This window comes from Legionella sp. 227 (genome assembly GCF_043161935.1).
In the GTDB taxonomy this organism is placed as follows: Bacteria; Pseudomonadota; Gammaproteobacteria; order Legionellales; family Legionellaceae; genus Legionella; species Legionella sheltonii.
In genome coordinates, this window is the sequence record NZ_CP171154.1 from 2,009,575 (window position 1) to 2,029,058 (window position 19,484).

Consider the following 19,484-nt stretch of genomic DNA (forward strand, 5'->3'; position numbering starts at 1 on the left):
AGGCCTAATGACATTGTAGAAATTTTAACTATTCTTTTGATCTTCTATTGTCCAATGTGTAATATAAATCTGGAAGTAACACTACAGGGGACGTAACATGGAATTTATCATTGAAATAAATGCAGCTCTGAAATTAGGACTAGAAGGATTTAAAAAATTCATTGAAAAGAAGCTGCTCGACGATAAGAGTTATCTTGAGCATCCATTCTGGATGGCAGGTGGTGTTCAAATGACTGTTCTGAACTATTTGATTGAACAACACCAGAGAAAAAATGAAGATTCTGTTGATAAGGGAATCTCGGCTGATTTAACCGAGTTTATTGATTTGGTTCTCAGTAAAGTCCGCGATAAAAATATTGGTCTGCCCTTGCATCAAGCCATTGTTGCCGGCAAAGTTCAGCTGGCTCTGCATCTTTTGGATGCTCATGAATTTGATGTTAATAAGCGCGATGAAGATGGGCGTACTTTATTGTCTTTAACATTACAAACTAAAAATCGTGAATTATTAACAAAAATTTTAGCGTGTAATCCTGAAGTGAATGCAACGACTCGCCTTAAAGAAGCTCGTATACCTTTTCAACCCTTACATCAAGCCATAGCCTTAGATTTTGTTTCTGGGGTAGTTAATTTAATCAGAGCAGGAGCAGATTTTGCTAATCCTGTAGGAGTGAGAAAAGATACCCCACTGATCTTAGCGGCACGAAAAGGTAAAATAAAGGCACTTGAAGGTTTATTGGATGAGGCTCCCATAGAAAGGTTGAAGTTGGAAGCGGAAAACATGCCTTATTCAGATGAGGAACGAGGCGATAATGCAATGGATGCGCTTTGTAAACGATTGCTCCGTGAGCAGGACAATAAGGACTTACTGAGAGGTGTGGCTATGTTGCTTTGTCGTGGAGCCGAACCACCACGAAACAAGGAACTGTGCCAATTATTAGCAAGCAAACGTAGTGATTTGCTCAAAGAAATCGATAGTTACATGGATAATAGGCCTGAATTAGTTGATTCTTTTGTAAACAGATGTCATGTGGCAGACAGTGCATTACATGACATAATTTATGTAGATCATTCTTGGGGAAGCACTTTACGACAGCTTTTTGGTAAACCTAGTGACGCGGCTTTTGCAATAGAGCGGTTAGTCACCCGCAAATACAGCCGTCGTCAAGAAGGGAGCATGGATAGCCCAGTATTACCAACGGCTGCTGCAGTACCCTTAAAAGGTGATGAACCTCCTTTTAAACTCTATGCGGAATTTGTCCGACGATATAATGAAGCATATGAGAACCAAAGAATGACCAATCCTTGGAGTACTATGCGTTGGTTGATTGCCGAAGGAAAATGTAATTGGGAAACAGTAAAACAATACGCTCGTCATCATCCCGGAACTAGGACTCAGATTATCTATGATGATATGTTTAAGACTTTGCCTAAAATGGAGATGCATGAGCCAATTGAAAATTCAACTGGAGGACTCCATCCAAGCAGTGAAGAATCGACAGCAGTATTTAATTCATAGCAATACGTTTGATTGGCAGTGGCTTTATTGAATAAATAGTTTGGATAATAGAATAATTGCCAAACCGAACATTTGTCATTTCTGTGAAGGCAGGACTCTACTGTCAAATGAGGCATAGGGCCCAATGGTTGGATTCCCGTTTTCGCGGTAATGACATACACCTTTCAACAAAGCTTTGGTGGCGGCGATGGAAACCGACCCCTTACAAGAGATGCTTATGAATGGACGTGGTATGCGCATTAAATTAAAATCAGTCTCAATCCGTCGAGTTTTTTAAATAGTGATTATGAATATTAGCGTATTACTTTTAACTGTGATTTGTTTTATTGGGATGATTAGCCCAGGTCCAGATTTTATACTGGTTACAAAAAACGCCTTTTTATATCCTAAACGTCAGGCTTTAGCCACTGCTTTTGGTATTGTTACTGGATGTTTCTTTCATGCTACTTATTGTATTTTAGGGTTGGCGTTTGTAATTACCCAAAGTATTGTTCTTTATACAACCATTAAATATGCGGGCGCATGCTATTTAATTTATCTGGGATGGAAAGGTTTAAAATCCAAACAATCCCTAAGTATGCATCAGGATCACACTTCTTTGCACACTATAACTGTTTCCAAGGCTTATTTTGAAGGGGTTTTATGCAATGCTTTAAATCCAAAACTTGCAGTTTTTCTGTTGAGTTTGTTTACTCAATTTGTCTCCATTAACGCATCGATTGGCGATAAAGCTTTAGTTGCTGGGGTTTTTGTCGGTGAATCGTTTTTTTATTGGCCATTACTCGTTCTATTCCTGCAATCAAATAATATCCGAAAAATATTTACTAATTTTCAAACTGCTTTGACCCGCGTATTTGGTGGTTTATTGGTTTATGTGGGAATTCGTGTGATGTTGAGCGCAGACTAGGGGCTTTTTCAGAGGAATAATATGTCAAAAGCGGCTTTAGGAATAAAAAAAACAGAGTTAGATACCCCTTGTTTGATAATTGATAAAAATCTTCTGAAATCTAACTTGGAGACTATGAGGAAACATTCTATTGAAAACAGTATCCATATCAGACCTCATTGTAAAACCCATAAGTGCTCTAAATTAGCTCGCTTACAGATAGAATACGGTGCAATAGGCGTATGCGTAGCAAAAATTTCAGAGGCTGAAGTTCTTATTCAAAATGGAATACCCAATATTCTGATTACTTCGCCAATTGTCACAAAGAATAAAATTGCCAGGCTTATTTCTTGTCTGGAAAAAGCGCCTTTTACATTGGTGGTTGTGGATAATAAAGAAAATATGATTGCCTTAAATGAAGCAGGTAAGCTCAATAAAAAAGTGATCAATGTGTTAGTCGATGTGGACCCTGGGATAGGGCGTACCGGAGTTAAACCAGAATTTGCTTTAAATTTTGCTTTAGAAATGAGGCAATTCCCTTGGTTAAATTTGATGGGAATTCAATGTTATGCGGGCAATTTACAGCATATACCCTCTTTTAAGGAACGAAAGAGCAAATCATTACAGACCATGTGCATGGCGAGTGATCTGGCAAAAAGCTTTCGGGAAATGGGTCTTAATTGTCCCATAGTCACAGGAAGTGGAACAGGAACTTATGATATTGATGTTGAAGCGACAGAAGTAACCGAGATTCAACCGGGTTCGTATACAGTTATGGATGTTCAGTATGCAACGATTGGCTCGAAAAGTAATGAAAGGCACTTCAATACCTTTAAACCGGCAATGACTCTTTTAACCACAGTGATCAGTAACAAAAGAACCGAACATGTCACTGTTGATGCAGGCACAAAATCCATTTATGTAGATCAACATAAGCCTCAAATTATTAGTCACCAGGGACTGGAATATGATTGGGGCGGATTTGGAGATGAGCATGGTAAAGTGACTGCGAGCAATGGCGCTCAATTACCTGATAACGGTGAGGTTTTAGAGCTCATTGTTCCTCATTGTGATCCAACTATTAATTTATTTGATCAATTTTTTATTACCGAAAATGATATTGTAGTTGATATTTGGGATATTGATCTTAGAGGAAAATGCCAGTAAAAATTAAGTCCATGAAATACTCTCAACTGGCTAGACATACTTAGTTTATGGAAAAAACTAACCCTGCAGATTGAGCTAATTACAGCAGGAGAACTTGCTTAAACTTCATATACCCCATAGAATTCTAATTTTCTTAAAATTCTCCGGGAGAGTAGTACATGGGGTGGAATGAGCCAGATAAAGGCAAAGATCCCTGGAAGGGTAAAAATCAACCTCCAGATTTGGATGAGGCGCTGAAACGCGCTCATGACAAATTGAAGAAGTTTTTATTTGGAGGTTCTACTAAAATAGCTAATGAGCCTTCCAAAAAATCGAATGGTGGTCTAATCGCGCTTACTGTAGTTTTGGTTGCTTTTATTCTCTGGGTGTTGTCTGGTGTCTTTATTGTTGATCCCGCAGAACAAGCGGTGATTCTTCGTTTTGGTAAATATGTGGAAACAGTGGGTTCAGGGCCACATTGGATACCAAGGATTATTTCTTCAAAAATTATCATGAATGTAGACCGAGTGTTGGATTATTCTTATTCTGCACAAATGTTAACGAGTGATGAAAATCTAGTTTCTGTATCATTAGCGGTACAGTATCGCATTGGTGATTTGCAAGAATATTTATTTAATGTCGCTAATCCTGAGGAAAGTTTGCAACAAGCGACCTCCAGTGCGCTGAGACAAGTTGTAGGGACAACTACCTTGGATCAAATGATTACTGAGGGACGCGAAGTTTGGGGCAATCAAGTTCAAGAGACTTTGATAAAAACTCTGGATTTATATAAAACAGGTATTTTAATCGTTAATGTAGCACCACAGCCTGCCCGTGCTCCTGAAAGTGTACAAGATGCGTTTGACGATGCAATTAAAGCACAAGAAGATGAAAAACGCTTTAAAGAACAAGCCCTTGCTTATGCCGCGAAAGTAGTTCCAATAGCAGAAGGGAAGGCGAGTCGTATCCAACAAGAGGCTGAAGCCTATTCCAAACAGCTTGTATTGAATGCCCAAGGGGAGGTTTCTGAATTTTTAGCGTTACTCCCTCAATACACTGTTGCCCCAAAAGTTATGGCAGAACGCATGTATTTGGAAACAATGCAAAAAGTTATAAGCAAGAGCAGTACGATCATAGTAGATAGTAAATCAGGTAATTTGCTGTATCTTCCTTTAGATAAGTTATTTGGAACGTCATCCGGTTTTCCAACTGAGACCGCAAAAAATAACAAAGCGGAGAGTGATGAATCCAATGAGACAGAGAACTTGGTCGATGGTCGTGAGCTCACCAGACCTGTTTATCGACAAGGGAGAAATTAACAATGAAAACTACGGGTAGAACCCTTGGCATTTTGATCTTTTTACTACTTCTATTTTTAGTGACCAGTGTCTTTACGATAACTCAAGGTCAACAAGGAATTCTTTTACGTTTAGGCCGTTTGGTTAATGATGAGTTGACTGATAAGGTTAAAGTATTGAATCCTGGATTGCATTTTAAAGTACCATTTATCGAAAACGTACGTATTTTTGATACGCGTATTCAAACTATGGATATTAAGTCGACTCGTATTGTCACCAAAGAAAAAAAGGACGTAATGGTAGATTATTACGTCAAATGGCACATTACCGATTTGGCTCAATATTTTAAATCCACTGGTGGCAATGAATTTAAGGCAGAAACATTGCTGGAGCAACAATTAAATACATTATTACGTGCTCAGTTTGGTAAACGTACTATCCCTGAAGTCGTATCGGGTGGTCGTGATGATGTTATGGAATTATTGCGTAAAGCGGCTCAAAAACAAGCTGGTGGGTTAGGTATTAACGTGGTTGATGTACGTATTAAAGGAATTGAACTTCCAGCCAATACCAGCAATGCGATTTATCAACGGATGCGGGCGGATATGCAAAAAATTGCGAATAAACACCGTGCTGATGGTCAAGCCGCTGCTGAAGAGATAAAAGCTAAGGCCGACGCTGATGTGATGGTCTTGTTAGCAAAAACCCGTAGTAATGCACAAAAAGTACGAGCGATTGGGAAAGCACAAGCGGCGTCGATCTATACAGATGCCTACAGTAAAAATAAGGATTTTTTTGCATTATATCGTAGCTTGCTTGCCTATGAAGGGAGCTTTAAAAGCAGAAAAGATATTTTGGTATTGGATCAAAGCAGTGCATTTTTTGATTATTTTAAGCAAGCTACACCAAAAAATGATGGTGTACCTGCTAAAAAGTAACTATAATGTTGGGTTTTGGTAACTATTCACCTCTATACCAAAATCTTGGAGGACACTACATAATTTGTGGCAGGTTGAGCAAAAAGCACTCTGAAATGGTAGGCATACTGACTAGGTGAGCATTTTTTAGAATGCTTTTCATTTGAGATGTACCTATAGGGAATTGAGGCAACGGAGTGCAGTTACAAATTTTGTTGAAATTGAGTTCTCAGGTTCTCAATTTAGAGTAGCGAATAGCATTTTGTAAATTTAAGAGTTGATCATGGGTAAAAACGTTGTTGTTTTAGGAACACAGTGGGGCGATGAAGGCAAAGGTAAAATTGTCGATTTATTAACCCAAGATGCGCAGGTTGTTGTCCGCTATCAAGGCGGCCATAATGCAGGTCACACCTTAAAAATTAATGGAGTGAAAACTGTTCTACGTCTTATTCCCTCAGGTATGCTGAGACCCCATGTGACTTGTTACATTGCCAATGGAGTGGTTCTCTCACCCGATGCGCTATTGGGAGAAATTAAAGAACTGGAACAAAGTGGGATTGATGTTCGTTCCCGCTTACGTATTAGTTTGGCTTGTCCACTGATTCTTCCTTGTCATGTTGCTATGGATAAAGCGCGTGAAACACATATGGGAAATTCAGCCATTGGAACTACTGGACGTGGAATAGGCCCAGCTTATGAGGATAAGATTGCCCGTCGTGCATTAAAAGTCAGTGACTTATTTCATCCTGAGCGCTTCGCAACAAAATTAGCGGATCTTTTAAATTATTATAATTTTATTTTGACGCAATATTTCAAGCAACCTGCTGTAGCTTTTCAACCGTTATTAGACTCAGCGCTGCAATGGGCTGAAGAATTACGTCCAATGGTTTGTGACGTTTCTGCTTGCTTGCATGAGCATAGAGAGCGGGGCGATAATATTTTGTTTGAAGGAGCCCAAGGGGTTTATCTAGACATTGACCATGGCACATATCCTTTTGTGACTTCATCAAACACGTGTGTTGGTTCGGTAGTTAATGGCGCAGGATTTGGTCCAAAATACATTGACTATGTTTTAGGAATCACCAAAGCTTATACTACTCGTGTTGGGGGAGGGCCTTTCCCAACAGAACTCTTTGATGAGGTTGGTAAACAAATTGCTGAGCGTGGCCAGGAGTTTGGTGCTGTTACTGGAAGACCCAGACGCTGTGGTTGGTTTGATGCAGTTTTGTTAAAGCGTTCAATTGAGTTAAATAGTATCACGGGCTTATGCATCACAAAGCTGGATGTTTTGGATAAATTAGACGTGTTACGTATTGCTGTTGCCTATAAGGATGAAAAAGGTAATTTACTTTCTCGTCCTCCTCAAGCAGCTGCTGACTTCCAAGGTTTAGAGCCGGTTTATGAAGAAATGCCTGGTTGGCAAGAGTCTACTGCTGATGTCACGAATATGAGTGAATTGCCTGCCAATGCCCTTGCTTATTTAAAACGAATAGAGAATCTCCTCAATGTTCCAATTGATTTATTATCAACTGGACCTGAGCGCGATTCGACAATTATTTTACGTAATCCTTTTAAATATTGATTTGAATTAGCGTTACAAAATACCTGGTAATAACCTTTAGCAAAAGTAAGTCGGGCCTTGGCCCGACAATATAATTGCTTCGAGTTGGCCTGATGTCAGTATCGAGCTGACCTCATCTTTTATTTCTACAAAACCTACTCATAAACTCATTTAAGAGAAATGCTCAAGCAGTCGTCGGGCCCAGGCCCGACAGAGATAATTTGATCTTAAATTAAGTTTTATGGAGTTGTTGGGACGAGGCTCGAGCTATGCTTCGGTGAAACCTAAAATTCATTTTCAAATGCATGCAGTTTTTGTTCTAACTCCCATTGTAATTGGGCTTTCTCACTAGTTTTGATAAATTGTTGGCAACTTTTGCTCTCTAGGTCTTGGCAATCGTCAATTAATAGAGCCTTTTCAGGGGCAGACCATATGCTTTTACCCGGTAAAAATGAATAGGTGAGCGCATTCCTATTGATTTGTTTTAATGTGGGATAATCCAGACCATGATTCAATGCAGCTTCTACATATTGTTGCGTTAGATTGGTTCGCAATATCCCTTCATCATCCGTAGACAAGACAACTGGGACCTCATGTTTAAGATAAAAATTCAGCGGATGGTTTGAACCCGAGACTTTTAATATTTTTAGATTACTGATGAGATTAATTTCTACTGGCTTATGATGTTTTGCCATGTAGTCTAAGGTACTCTTTGCATTACTTTCATGTGCAATATCTACTCCATGTCCAATTCTTTGGGCATGGCCAGTAAGGAGTGCATCTCGAATGTGGTAATCTAAATCATCCGGGGTAACAATTTCTTGAGTTAATTCCCCAGCATGTAATGCAATATTAACTTGAGGGTATAGCTTGTGTAGGTATTGGTATATTTGCATTTGTTTGCGATAGTCCCGTAAAGAGATCATCCCGTCTTCAGGCTGTACTAAATTAACACCAACAAGAGCGCCCTTACTTCGTATGGATTGATCTACAGCTTCAAACGCATTAAGTGTTTGTGCAAACAAGTTATCTGGCGATTGTTCTCGCAGTGAATAGTATAAAAATTTAATTTTTATTTGGCAGGCTTTTTTTTCTGGATTGGTATCGCAACCTAGCTCGTGTCGTGCTTGTTTCAAAATACGATTTGATTCGACTACAGTGTAATTGACATTGTTTTGAAAGTCTTGGTTTTCCAAAAGAACCTTTCTTTTTTGGCTAAATGAAGTAGTGTTCTTGAGCTTATCACCAAAACTGACAGAATGGGCATTATCAGGTAAAATCATCACTTCCATATAGCGTTCATTTTGGAGTGCGGCGGTTTGCATGACTGATGCGAGGAGTTCGGGCTGATGATCTGCAACTATGGCATTGAACTTATAGAATGAGTTGAAAAAATGATCGTGGCCTGATTCCTTTCCTGGCACAAAATCTTTCATAGACCAGCTTCTTACGGTGCTTGCATAAAGTTCTGGATGATTAAACAAATCTTTTGTCTCTACACCTTTACAAACAGATGGATTTTTAATGGCCGTCCAATTGCTTGTATTCAAGCAATAATTATCTTTAGATGTCAGTTCCAACATGACTTCTGGGTAGGCGCCTCCAGATAAATGATAATGTAACTCTCCACCTTTAGGCATGTTTTTAAAGAATGTATATAAAGAATTCGGATCATTTTTTATTTGATCAAAATAAGATTGAACATTAGCTTGAGTAGCAGAGAAAAAAAACAGGCCGACCAGGAAGGAAGTTGATTTAATATAGTTCATTGTAATCTAAAAAATATCAGTTTGTGAAGATTATCGCATAATTATTATTAAATCCCAACCATTGTATTTAGATTCTTTTCATAGCAAAATGAATTTATTGTTCCTTGGAGCTATCAAATAAATTCTTACTCCAAGCTGCATTCTGCTTATCCGGAGTGAGGAAGTGAGAGGGGCAAGGCTGAGGAAAATCAATACCCTCAGCCGCCCTTAAGGGCACCTTCTCCCCTGTGGGGAGAAGGGAAACTAATGGTAATGGGACAAGTAGGAAAGGGACTCAGCACTCCTTTGAAGGTAATAGCAATCGAGTCTAATCAATGAGGATGATGAATATGAAACTTTTTTTATCAAAATTGTATGCTATTTTAGGTGCTTTTTTCTTATCGCTAATGGCAGTAGGATTTTGTGAGGCTGCATCTGACCCCAGTAACTCTACTAATAAAACCAAAATGACAATCAATGTTGGTATTTATGCCCCTTTTTCTAACGAATCTGCTTTTATTGGCAGGAATATGTTGGGGGCAATGGAAATAGCCCGCGATCAATTAAACTCTTCTGACATTAATTACGAATTTTATACTTTAGATAAAATGCCAAATACTGCGAATGCAGCAAAAACCGTGCAAAAATTTATTGATGCACACCACATTAACGTATTGATAACTGAAGGTAAAGACAGCGGGGCTTTAATCGCACCTTTAGCAAAAAAAAATAAGCTCATTCATTTTTGTCTGACTGATGATTCAATCATTGCTGATGGAAAAAATAATTTCTTAGCCCAAAGTCCCAATCACAAACAAGCAGCTGTTTTGACTCACTCGGTGAAACCGGAGTTTATTGCTCAATTTAAACAGGAATATTTCAGTCACCCTGTGAGTGAAGCAGGGTATGCTTTTGATATATTTCATCTGATTCATCATAGTGCTCAGCTGGCGATGAAGACTCATTCTGATTTTTCATCCCAAGCGGTGGCAACACATCTTTTAGCTCTTGAATCAGGGACAGGGGTAATGGGTACATTTAACCTAGATAAAAAAGGCGTTTCTTATAAAAAGCAGATTCTTACCGCCTGAATAAAGTTCGCCTCATTCCCGGTTGCGAGCAACCGGGCTTGTATCTTTAATCTGTAAGCAAAAAAGCTTAATCTCAAGGGCACTTGAGATGGGAGAAGTGATCTTGTAACCGGGCAAGGCATAAAAGCCTGATGTGTAGATTAGGACCTTCTCCCCACTTATCAATCGACCGAACAGTATCTTAGGCCGCTCTCGTCAAAGTAAGCCTGTATTCGCAAGCTTGGTCAATGATAAATAACCTCAAGTATTTTTTACAGCCATTGGAGATTAGCATGAGTGCATATGATTTTATAGGTGTTGATATCGCTAAGGATAAGTTTGATAGTGCTCTAGCAATCAATAACCGTTACAAACATGCTGTTTTTCCTAATAACAAACAAGGATATCAAGCATTTCATAAATGGCTTGAGCAACACACAATATCTCCTTGGGTCTGTATGGAAGCAACTGGTCATTACAGCGAGGGGCTTGCTGACTTCTTAACGGAAAAAGGAATTCGAGTGAGTGTCATTAATCCCTTTCAAATTAAGAGCTTTGCCAAAGCCTCCCTAGCACGCAATAAAAATGATACGATTGATGCAAAAATCATTGCCCAATTTGGTCAACGTATGGAACCCCGCCTTTATCAGTCAAGCTCTATAGAGCAAAAAGAAATAAGAGAGTTAACTAAAGTATTGGATATGCTAAAAGCCCAGGTCATTCAATTAACGAATCAACTACATAGCCTTAAGGGACATGCAGCACAGAAAAGCGTCAAGAAAATGATTGAGAAGCTGGAACAAGAAATTAAAGCCATTCAACAACAAATTGATGAACGCATTGATAATAATAAGCAGCTTAGAGAGCAATTTGAATTATTACTGTCTATTAAGGGTATTGGAAAACTTACTGCCTATCAGATATTGGCACGTATGCCTGAAGTACAATGCTTCCAAACAGCAAAACAATTCGCTGCCTATATGGGGATTACTCCCAAACAACATCAATCAGGTTCTTTTATCGGCAAAACTACGATTTCGAGACTCGGTGACAGCCGATTAAGAAAGGCTCTTTACATGGCTGCTTTAGTTGCCAAACGTTACAATAAATCGCTGCTTCCTTTTGCTAATAAACTTCAAGCGAAAGGCAAAACACCGAAAACAATCATTTGTGCTGTGATGCGCAAGTTAGCTCACATTATTTTCGGTGTCTTAAAAAATAAGCAAGCTTTTAATGAACATTTAACTTGCTTTTAAAGACAGTATCTATTCGCTTGCAACCTCTCTCACTTCATATCTTTAATCTTGCCTTAATATAGATAGCATAAAATTAGATCATAGTGTCGACATTCTTTTCAAGGAGAAGAGGAGGTTGTATGCAAAGTAAAGATGAGCTTCTGAAGCAAGTGGTTGCAAACACGCATCTGGGTAATAAAAAAGGCGTAATCTCAATTATCTTAGGTGAGCGTTTTGGATATCCTTTAGGGATGATAAGGAGTAGATCTTCTAAGAAACCGGTAGATTTCAATGTGTTGAGTTTAGGCATAACTGAAGGGAAAGAGCTTGGATTTATTGATTTTGTATTTGATCATACGACGGGCTTTATTGGAATAACATTTAGTAAAAAACTCAATCCACACGGACACGATGGCATCGCTGATTCTCTGTATATTGCTGGTGCTTCAGGGAGCGACTCAAGACGAGCGACAATGGTCGGTGGCAAAATTGCATTTTTAAATAATATGTTTGTCAGTACAGAATGGAGTGGTCATTATGGTGCTGATCTGTGGAATGCAAGGATCATTGAACATTTTCAAAGCATTTTTTATTGGACTACAAAACAACCCATCCTGCACATTAACTGGAGGAATAGTGATCCGGAGCAAGAGAGAGTAGCTGGGGCTGTTGTACCAAGCGAACATGTTGAAAAGCAACACTCCAGATTGATGACTTTTGGATTGTTTTGCGTCAATAATCGTGCTACTGCTGATGGTGTTAAGGCCAACACACCATTGACAAATGACCTTTCTAAGACGGTTGTTTCCTATTTGCCGCCAAAATGATGTAACCAGGATTTATATAATAGGAGAATTGATTCCGCTTGAGGTAGCTTCATACTCGATTTCGAGCAACCAGGTTGCTCATTTAAGTAAAGAAGAGGAGCCTAGAAAGTCAGATTACAATCCAACTTCATGGCTCCTCTTTATCTCTTGCAATCTGATAATTATCTGTTGGCTAAAGACATACCTTCCAAGACAGTTAAAGCAGCATAAAGTTGATAGTCATTATGCATTAAATCATCTATTTGAGCTTTAACAGTTTTCGCTTTATTTTCCTCATTGTTCTTATTAATCAAGTGGCCATTAAGATTGGCTTCACTAAATCCAGTAAGATCAGAAGGCTTGGCAGCGGTCTTAGGAATCTCCATCTCATTGACTACGATATCAGGCACAATACCCTTAGCTTGAATTGAGGTTCCAGAGGGAGTGTAATAAAGAGCTGTAGTTAATTTAATCCCCGTTTTGTCATCCAACGGTAATACGGTTTGTACTGAACCTTTACCGAAACTAGTTGTACCTAAAATAACGGCTCGTTTATTGTCTTTAAGCGCACCAGCTACAATTTCAGCGGCAGATGCAGAACCATTATTGATTAATACAACCATTGGTGCATTATGCAAAACATCGATACCTTTGGATAAGGCGGTAAAGTCTGAACCAGGTAAACGTCCTTTAGTTGAAACGATTGTTTCGGGTTTTCCTGATTTGTCTTTACCAAGGAAGGCATCAGAAACCTGAATGGCTGAATCAAGCAAGCCTCCTGGGTTGTTACGTAAATCCAGAACGAGACCTTTTAAGTTTCCGCCAGATTGTTGTTTTAGTCGATCAATGGCTTGTAGCATATCTTTTCCAGTTAATGCCTGAAATTGAGTTAAACGGATATAACCATAGCCTGGAGCGAGCAATTTACTTTGTACGCTCTTAATTTGAATCACTTCGCGTACTAAGTCAAAAGTAAGCGCTTTGTTAACTCCTTTGCGTAATACGGTCAACTGAATGGTACTTCCCGCTTTACCGCGCATTAAGTTAACTGCATCTTTAAGTGAGAGACCTTGAACGGACTCTTTACCCAATTTAATAATATAGTCTCCAGACTTAATGCCCGCTTTAAATGCAGGGGTATCCACCAGAGGAGTAACCACTTTAACAACCCCGTCTTCCATGGTCACTTCCAATCCTAACCCACCGAATTCACCGCTAGTTGATGTTTGCAGCTCTTTAAATTCTTCCTCATCCAGATAGCTGGAGTGGGGATCAAGACCATTGAGCATGCCACGAATGGCGTTATCAAAGAGTTCTTTATCATCGACCGGTTTAACGTAATATTTTTTAATCTCACCGATTGCATTGGAAAATCGTTGAACATCTTCTAAAGGAACTGCTTTAGAAGTGGCATTGGAGTTTGTAGAAGTATTTGTTTCATCATCTGCAAAGCCAGTCAGAGGTAACATAAGAGTAAAAGCGTACACTATCGCAAGCGTGCATGGATACAGTTTTCTTATCAACATAGCGATCTCCTCAGATGCAAGGCTACAACATAAGCCATCTTCTTTTATTATAATTATTGAAATGCAATTAAGGTGCCAGGGTTCACTTATGATAACCAATTAAGTGGTGGAATTGCCTTTCCCCTTAGTCTTATTTCAAAGTATAGACCGTTTTGTTTAATTCCGCCGCTATGACCAACACTTGCAATTTGTTCATTTTGTCGTACATACTGACCCTTGCTTTTGAATAGGGATTGATTGTGAGCATACAAGGTCATAAAACCCTGTCCGTGATCAATAATAATCAATAATCCATATCCCTTCAGCCAGTCGCTAAATACTACTTTTCCAGGATAAACGGCAGTAACTACGGCTCCTTCCTCGGCAAAAAATGTCACTCCTTGATTCATTTTGCGTAAGGATCGGCTCTGGCTCTGGACTGGAAGCGGCAATTTTTTGCGCATTTGGCTAAATGGACTGCTCGTTTCATGAAACGGTTTGTCCTTTTGAGTAATGCTTTGCTGGGCTAATGACTTCAGCAAACGGGCCAAATTCTCTTTATTTTTCCGTACCTCTCTTAATCTGTTTTGTTTATCTTGAATTTCATGATTCAAAGATTGAATTAACGTCGTATGATAACTTTTATTTTGTTGCAGTTGTTCTTGATGCTTAGTAAGCTCCGTTTTAAGTTGCCTGTTCGCATTAAGTTCTTCACGAAGATTTTCTTTGCTTTCACTTAAACGTGCACGAGTTTTATCAATTTTTTCAATCAAGAGTTGTCGTGACTTAACGATATATTGGTAATAGGTTAAAATCCGGCTGACCTTATTTGGATCATCTTGATTGAGCAGCAGTTTAAGGGATTGATACTCACCCATTTGATAGCGAGCACGCACGTGATTCGCTAATAATTGTTGTTGGGTAATAAGTTGTTGATTTAACTGATTTACTTGTTTTTGCAAGTCAGTAATTTTATTTTCTTTGTTCTTGATATCTTCTTGAATGGAGCGGAGTTTGCGAATCCCTTCACCGATCTGCTTTTCAGTCTCTGATAATTCTTTATTTAAAATACCGCGTTTGTCGTGTGCTGAGTTTAACGTTTTTTGGAGGCTGTTAATTTGAGCATCTAATTGTTTTAACTTATTTTGTGTTTGGAGTACGGTAGAAGATTCTGCATATACTCCAAAGCAAAACAACATACCAAAGAATAATCCACTCAAAGAGAGAGCACTCGATTGTTGATTAGTCCATCGAGTGGGTTTTAATTTTTGCTTAACCGCTATCAAATGATAAAAAGGGGAATTTTTAGCATTTGAGTGACATAAGTCATGAGAAATTAAATAATTCCGTTTATTCATGAGTATCTTTTTCTAACAATTGATGTCCTGTCATTTCCACTGGAGGAGTAATACCGAGCAAGGCCAACATGGTTGGTGCGATATCAATTAAGCTTCCTTCACTACGTGTAAAATGCCAATGTCCCCCTACATATAATAATGGTACAGGTTCACTGGTATGGGCAGTATGTGCTTGATGTGTCGTTTCGTCAAACATTTCTTCAGCATTCCCATGATCCGCCGTAATGAGTAGTTTACCCCCTTGTTGGGCTAGTGCATGCCACACTTTGCTCATGCATTGATCAAGGCATTCTATGGCATGAATTGTAGCCTGAAAATTCCCACTATGTCCTACCATGTCGGCATTGGCATAATTGCAAATAATGACGTCATAGGCTTGACTGTTAATTGCTTCGACCAAACATTCTGTTAATTCGGGGGCGCTCATTTCTGGTTGTAAATCATAGGTGGCGACTTTAGGAGAAGGAATGAGAATTCTCTCTTCATTCGAAAAAACATTTTCGTTCCCACCATTGAAGAAAAAAGTTACATGCGCATATTTTTCTGTTTCTGCAATGCGTAATTGACTTAACCCGTGCTCTGCAAGAACTTCACCTAAGGTATGATTTAAAGGAATCGGTGGAAAAGCCGGGGAAGTCGGTAGATTTTTATCATATTGGGTCATGCTGACAAAATAGGATAGTTGCGGTTGCACCGTGCGGTTGAATTTTTTAAATGTTGGATCAATAAAAGCCGTAGTTAATTGTCGCGCCCTGTCTGCACGAAAGTTATAGAACAAAACCGCATCGCCATCTTCTATTGCTTTCTTTTGGCCTATAAGAGTAGGAGGTATGAACTCATCAGAAAGATTTTGTTGATAATAAGACTTGATTGCTGTTTCGGCATCTTGAAAATGATGTTGGCTGTGGCCTTGTGTTAATAAAGTATAGACAGGTTCTATTCTTTCCCAACGATTGTCTCGGTCCATTGCATAATAGCGCCCACTAATCGAACAAATTCGAGCTACTGGATGTATTTTTAATTCCGTATTGAGTCGCTCTAAACTCGCTAAGGCACTTTGTGGCGGTGTATCCCGGCCATCTAAAAATAAGTGTAAATATACCGAAGTGAATTGTTTTTGTGCACATAAATCAAGTAAGGCAAATAAGTGTTGTTCGTGGCTGTGTACTCCTCCTGGAGAAAACAAACCCATAATATGCAATGATTTATTGTTTTTCTCTTGGGTGGTTATTACCTCACAAAAAATGGCGTTGTTGGCGAACGCTCCATTTTTTATGCTTTCGTTGATGCGAGTGAAGTCTTGTTGGATGACTCGCCCTGCACCTATATGCATATGCCCTACTTCGGAATTACCCATTTGCTCGTCAGGTAAACCAACAGCATATCCCGAAGCGTGCAAAAGAATATGGGGACAATTGTTCCACCATTCATCCCATTGTGGTGTATTGGCCTGGGCGATCGCATTATATTGATTATTTTTGTTATATCCCCAGCCGTCTAATATCATGAGCAACAAGGGTGTTTTTTTTTGCATGCAATTCTCCGTGGAACACAATCCCAATTGGGTGGAAAAATTATACCTTACTTAATTGGTATTTCGAAATTTATTCATGCAGCAAGGTTTTAAACTCTGGGTCATTCATCGTATCCTTATCTTCGCGCTGAGTGATAAATTAATAATTTCTTAATAATAATGGTATAGAATGCGACCAGATTGATTTTTGATTGTTCAGGTTAAGGCGGGCTCAATTTAATCTGGATAAGCAATACAAACCATGAGGAACGCTGCAACATGCCTATAAATTCAGGTCCTAAATTTTTCAAACTGAGTACAACTCAAGAAAACACAGCCTCATCTTCATCTCAAAATGTCCCCAAAGAAGGGAGTAATACTCGGCAATTGGCTGCTAAATTTTTAGATAAAGTAATTGATTATTCAAAATTAGATCTAAAGACCAGTCCTATTTTAATGAAACACTTGTTACATCTCTTAAAACTGGACGACCTAGAAACCAAAGATGAAGCATTTAATCTTTTCATAAAAAAACTGACCTCAGAAAGACTTGATTTGACGCAACTGATTAATGCATTTAAAGAATATGCATTGAATAATGAGGGAGTTTGCACTCTTTTAGCTTACATTGAAGACAATCAATTAATTTCCCAAGAGGAAATTAAACAAGCAGAGGATACTCTTCTCGTTCAGCTCCATCTCTTGTGTCTGCTTGAATCCTTTGTTGCCACATTAAGCAATAGCAGCCAATTTGCTGAAGATACCTTTAAACATATTCTGAATCAGCGTAACAATCCATTTAATAAAGGTAATACCTGGACAAACTTTTTATTCGGCACCCCATGGGATACCCCTTTATTTGAACGTTTGAAACTCATTTCCATTGAACCTGGCTTTTTGCAAATCCTTTTTCAGCGCCAAATGAGCGATAAATTAAAAATAACTGAAGAGGATGTAAAACAATTTATCGAAAAATATCATTTATCCAGTTGGAATGCATCATCGATTATTGTCCCTAACACGGATGAACGCCCCATCTCAATTGCACCTATGGCCATTAATATAATTGAAGCATGTCGTACCGATGTGGTTAGCCTAAGATATGAAGAGCGTGGTGGCAAAGAGAACTCAAAGTCAGGATTAGGCTTAATTGGCTTGATGGAGCAATTAAATTATCGTACTGCAGCAACACACAAAAAGCATATTCTTCCTGAAGGTGTTGAGGAGCGTATGCAACATACAGATGACTATCCATTGATCCCAGGTTTGACTATTAATAGTGACCCAAAGGTGGTTTCCGAGTTTAAAATTGATAAATTTTGGCAAGATTTATATGTAAGCTGGAATGCACGATTTGTTATTAGCAATATCGATTATAGTTTTCTTATATTTAAACTCATGGTGCCCTCAGTGCTAGGTGCGGAAGCGCATAATTTTAAAGAAACACGATTGCTTGCACTTTTTTTTATAGGTAATTTATATCTTAGTGTAGCGCCACAAAATGATTCGCTTTTTAAAATCGGATATCGGTTAAAAAATGCTGATGAAATATTGAAGCAATGGGGTGTTATAAACCAAGAGTGGGCATCCTTGCTGTTAAAGGAGCGTACCACCGATTCAGAAGTCATGCCTGATAAGGCTTATGAAAAAATTATAGGTAACTATCCCACACTAAGTATGCTGAGACAGCTTACTCTATTCTCACAAGATCCAGAGGCTTATCGAATGTTAGTAAAAGGAACCACGGCTGAACGAGAAGTTGATGAGCAAGAAAAGCCGAAAACAAGTAAACAAAAAGTTGATAAGCAACAAGAAACAAAAACAGGCAAACAAGGAGTTGAGGAACAAGAAAGAACCAGCTCAGGTAAAGAAGAGCGAGTGTTTCTAAAGCCTCAATAAAACATCATGAAGCGGCATAGCTCATGTTTGAATTAACGATGTCACTTGAATATTTTTCGTTCATAAGCGCTCGTCTTTAGCTCAAAAAATGATAGGTGAATGGTATAAATTAAATTTTTTGACATTTGTCTTGATACAATTTTTTTGAATGTCTATTGAGTCTCATTGCTTCAGTAGTGACATTTTTGTATTAAAAAGGTTAGACTATGCACCATTTATTTGATTGGGAAGAGTAGTTTTGGAACAAAAAATTCCTCAGCATGTTGCCATTATTATGGATGGAAACGGTCGTTGGGCTGAAAGTAGGGGACTTCCGCGTATTGAAGGTCATAAAGCAGGTGTTGAGTCTGTGAAGAAAATGATTCGCTGCTGTATGACCAAGGGAATTCCTTGTCTTAGTTTATTTGCATTCAGCTCGGAGAATTGGTTTCGACCTGCTGAGGAAGTTAATTTTTTAATGGAATTATTCCTGGAGTCCTTAAGAAAGGAACTTGCTGAGTTAAATCAGCATGGAATCCGCATGCGATTTACGGGAGACCGTAGTTTGCTCTCACCGGTCTTGCAACAACAAATGCGGGAAGCAGAGCTTTTAACCGCGAATAATGAGCAATTAATTTTGAATGTAGTTGTTAATTATGGGGGTAAGTGGGACCTGGTAAACGCTGCAAAAAAGGTAGCCAAGGCAGTTTTAAATGGTGAATTGACAATAGAAGATATAAATGAAGTCAATTTTGCCCATTATGTGGATACAGATGGATTACCTGACCCTGATTTATTTATTCGTACGAGTGGTGAGTTACGAATTAGTAATTTTTTCCTCTGGCAGCTTGCATATACAGAGCTTTATTTTAGTGAGGTACATTGGCCAGATTTTGGTGAATATGAGCTTGAATTGGCTTTAGCTTCTTTTAATAAAAGGAAGAGAAGATTCGGGCAAATTTCTTAATTAACAATAGGGATATACATTTCATTAACTTGAGCCACATGGCCTGATTCTGGAACACATAATCTCGTCATCCCTTGTAA

The 19,484-nt window shown here is 38.7% G+C and carries 15 protein-coding genes; 11 read left to right on the forward strand and 4 right to left on the reverse strand.

All coding sequences use genetic code 11. The features are described from left to right. The first annotated feature begins 97 nt into the window (after window positions 1-97). The 6 genes from ankC to ACF8MK_RS08670 all read left to right on the forward strand — a co-directional run bounded on the left by ankC (window position 98) and on the right by ACF8MK_RS08670 (window position 7,345). Entirely contained in the window at window positions 98-1,516 is a 1,419-nt protein-coding gene (gene ankC / locus ACF8MK_RS08645) for a Dot/Icm T4SS effector AnkC/LegA12 (RefSeq protein ID WP_392536316.1), read from the forward strand. Window positions 1,517-1,802: 286 nt separating this feature from the next. Further along, a complete protein-coding gene (locus ACF8MK_RS08650) occupies window positions 1,803-2,423 on the forward strand; it encodes a LysE family translocator (protein ID WP_392536317.1) in 621 nt (206 codons plus the stop codon). A 21-nt stretch (window positions 2,424-2,444) separates the two neighbouring features. Beyond that, on the forward strand, window positions 2,445-3,569 hold the full coding sequence (locus ACF8MK_RS08655; RefSeq protein ID WP_392536318.1) for a DSD1 family PLP-dependent enzyme: 1,125 nt from the start codon (window positions 2,445-2,447) through the stop codon (window positions 3,567-3,569). Between the two features lie 158 nt (window positions 3,570-3,727). Then, complete coding sequence (gene hflK, locus ACF8MK_RS08660; protein ID WP_265703404.1) at window positions 3,728-4,867, forward strand: FtsH protease activity modulator HflK; 1,140 nt, start codon at window positions 3,728-3,730, stop codon at window positions 4,865-4,867. Between the two features lie 2 nt (window positions 4,868-4,869). Next, complete coding sequence (gene hflC, locus ACF8MK_RS08665) at window positions 4,870-5,784, forward strand: protease modulator HflC (RefSeq protein WP_265703405.1); 915 nt, start codon at window positions 4,870-4,872, stop codon at window positions 5,782-5,784. Window positions 5,785-6,046: 262 nt separating this feature from the next. Next, window positions 6,047-7,345, forward strand: a complete 1,299-nt coding sequence (locus tag ACF8MK_RS08670) for an adenylosuccinate synthase (protein ID WP_392536319.1) — start codon at window positions 6,047-6,049, stop codon at window positions 7,343-7,345. A gap of 263 nt (window positions 7,346-7,608) precedes the next feature. On the opposite strand, the gene ACF8MK_RS08675 is transcribed toward ACF8MK_RS08670, so the two are convergent. Further along, window positions 7,609-9,093: an adenosine deaminase gene (locus ACF8MK_RS08675; protein ID WP_392536320.1), complete on the reverse strand. Its 1,485-nt coding sequence runs from the start codon at window positions 9,091-9,093 to the stop codon at window positions 7,609-7,611. A gap of 329 nt (window positions 9,094-9,422) precedes the next feature. Between ACF8MK_RS08675 and ACF8MK_RS08680 the strand changes: the two genes are divergently transcribed. From ACF8MK_RS08680 to ACF8MK_RS08690, 3 genes are all read left to right on the forward strand, one after another. Further along, window positions 9,423-10,163, forward strand: a complete 741-nt coding sequence (locus tag ACF8MK_RS08680; protein WP_392536321.1) for a branched-chain amino acid ABC transporter substrate-binding protein — start codon at window positions 9,423-9,425, stop codon at window positions 10,161-10,163. A 272-nt stretch (window positions 10,164-10,435) separates the two neighbouring features. Then, window positions 10,436-11,398 carry an IS110 family transposase gene (locus tag ACF8MK_RS08685; protein WP_392536322.1) on the forward strand — a complete coding sequence of 321 codons (963 nt, stop codon included), beginning with the start codon at window positions 10,436-10,438 and terminating at the stop codon, window positions 11,396-11,398. A 119-nt stretch (window positions 11,399-11,517) separates the two neighbouring features. Then, window positions 11,518-12,204 (forward strand): polymorphic toxin type 43 domain-containing protein, encoded by a 687-nt coding sequence (locus ACF8MK_RS08690; RefSeq protein WP_392536323.1) that lies wholly within the window; start codon window positions 11,518-11,520, stop codon window positions 12,202-12,204. Between the two features lie 161 nt (window positions 12,205-12,365). Here ACF8MK_RS08690 and ACF8MK_RS08695 read toward each other — a convergent pair whose 3' ends face one another. The 3 genes from ACF8MK_RS08695 to gpmI form a co-directional block, all read right to left on the reverse strand. Next, on the reverse strand, window positions 12,366-13,709 hold the full coding sequence (locus ACF8MK_RS08695) for a S41 family peptidase (RefSeq protein WP_392536324.1): 1,344 nt from the start codon (window positions 13,707-13,709) through the stop codon (window positions 12,366-12,368). 86 nt (window positions 13,710-13,795) lie between these two features. Continuing rightward, window positions 13,796-14,887 (reverse strand): murein hydrolase activator EnvC family protein, encoded by a 1,092-nt coding sequence (locus ACF8MK_RS08700; protein WP_392538942.1) that lies wholly within the window; start codon window positions 14,885-14,887, stop codon window positions 13,796-13,798. 151 nt (window positions 14,888-15,038) lie between these two features. Beyond that, entirely contained in the window at window positions 15,039-16,580 is a 1,542-nt protein-coding gene (gpmI, locus tag ACF8MK_RS08705) for a 2,3-bisphosphoglycerate-independent phosphoglycerate mutase (protein ID WP_392536325.1), read from the reverse strand. 258 nt (window positions 16,581-16,838) lie between these two features. On the opposite strand from gpmI, the gene ACF8MK_RS08710 reads away from it, so the two are divergent. Together ACF8MK_RS08710 and uppS are read left to right on the forward strand one after the other, a co-directional pair. Next, a complete protein-coding gene (locus ACF8MK_RS08710; protein ID WP_392536326.1) occupies window positions 16,839-18,458 on the forward strand; it encodes a symporter in 1,620 nt (539 codons plus the stop codon). A gap of 238 nt (window positions 18,459-18,696) precedes the next feature. Then, on the forward strand, window positions 18,697-19,404 hold the full coding sequence (gene uppS / locus ACF8MK_RS08715; RefSeq protein ID WP_392536327.1) for a polyprenyl diphosphate synthase: 708 nt from the start codon (window positions 18,697-18,699) through the stop codon (window positions 19,402-19,404). Window positions 19,405-19,484: the final 80 nt, after the last annotated feature.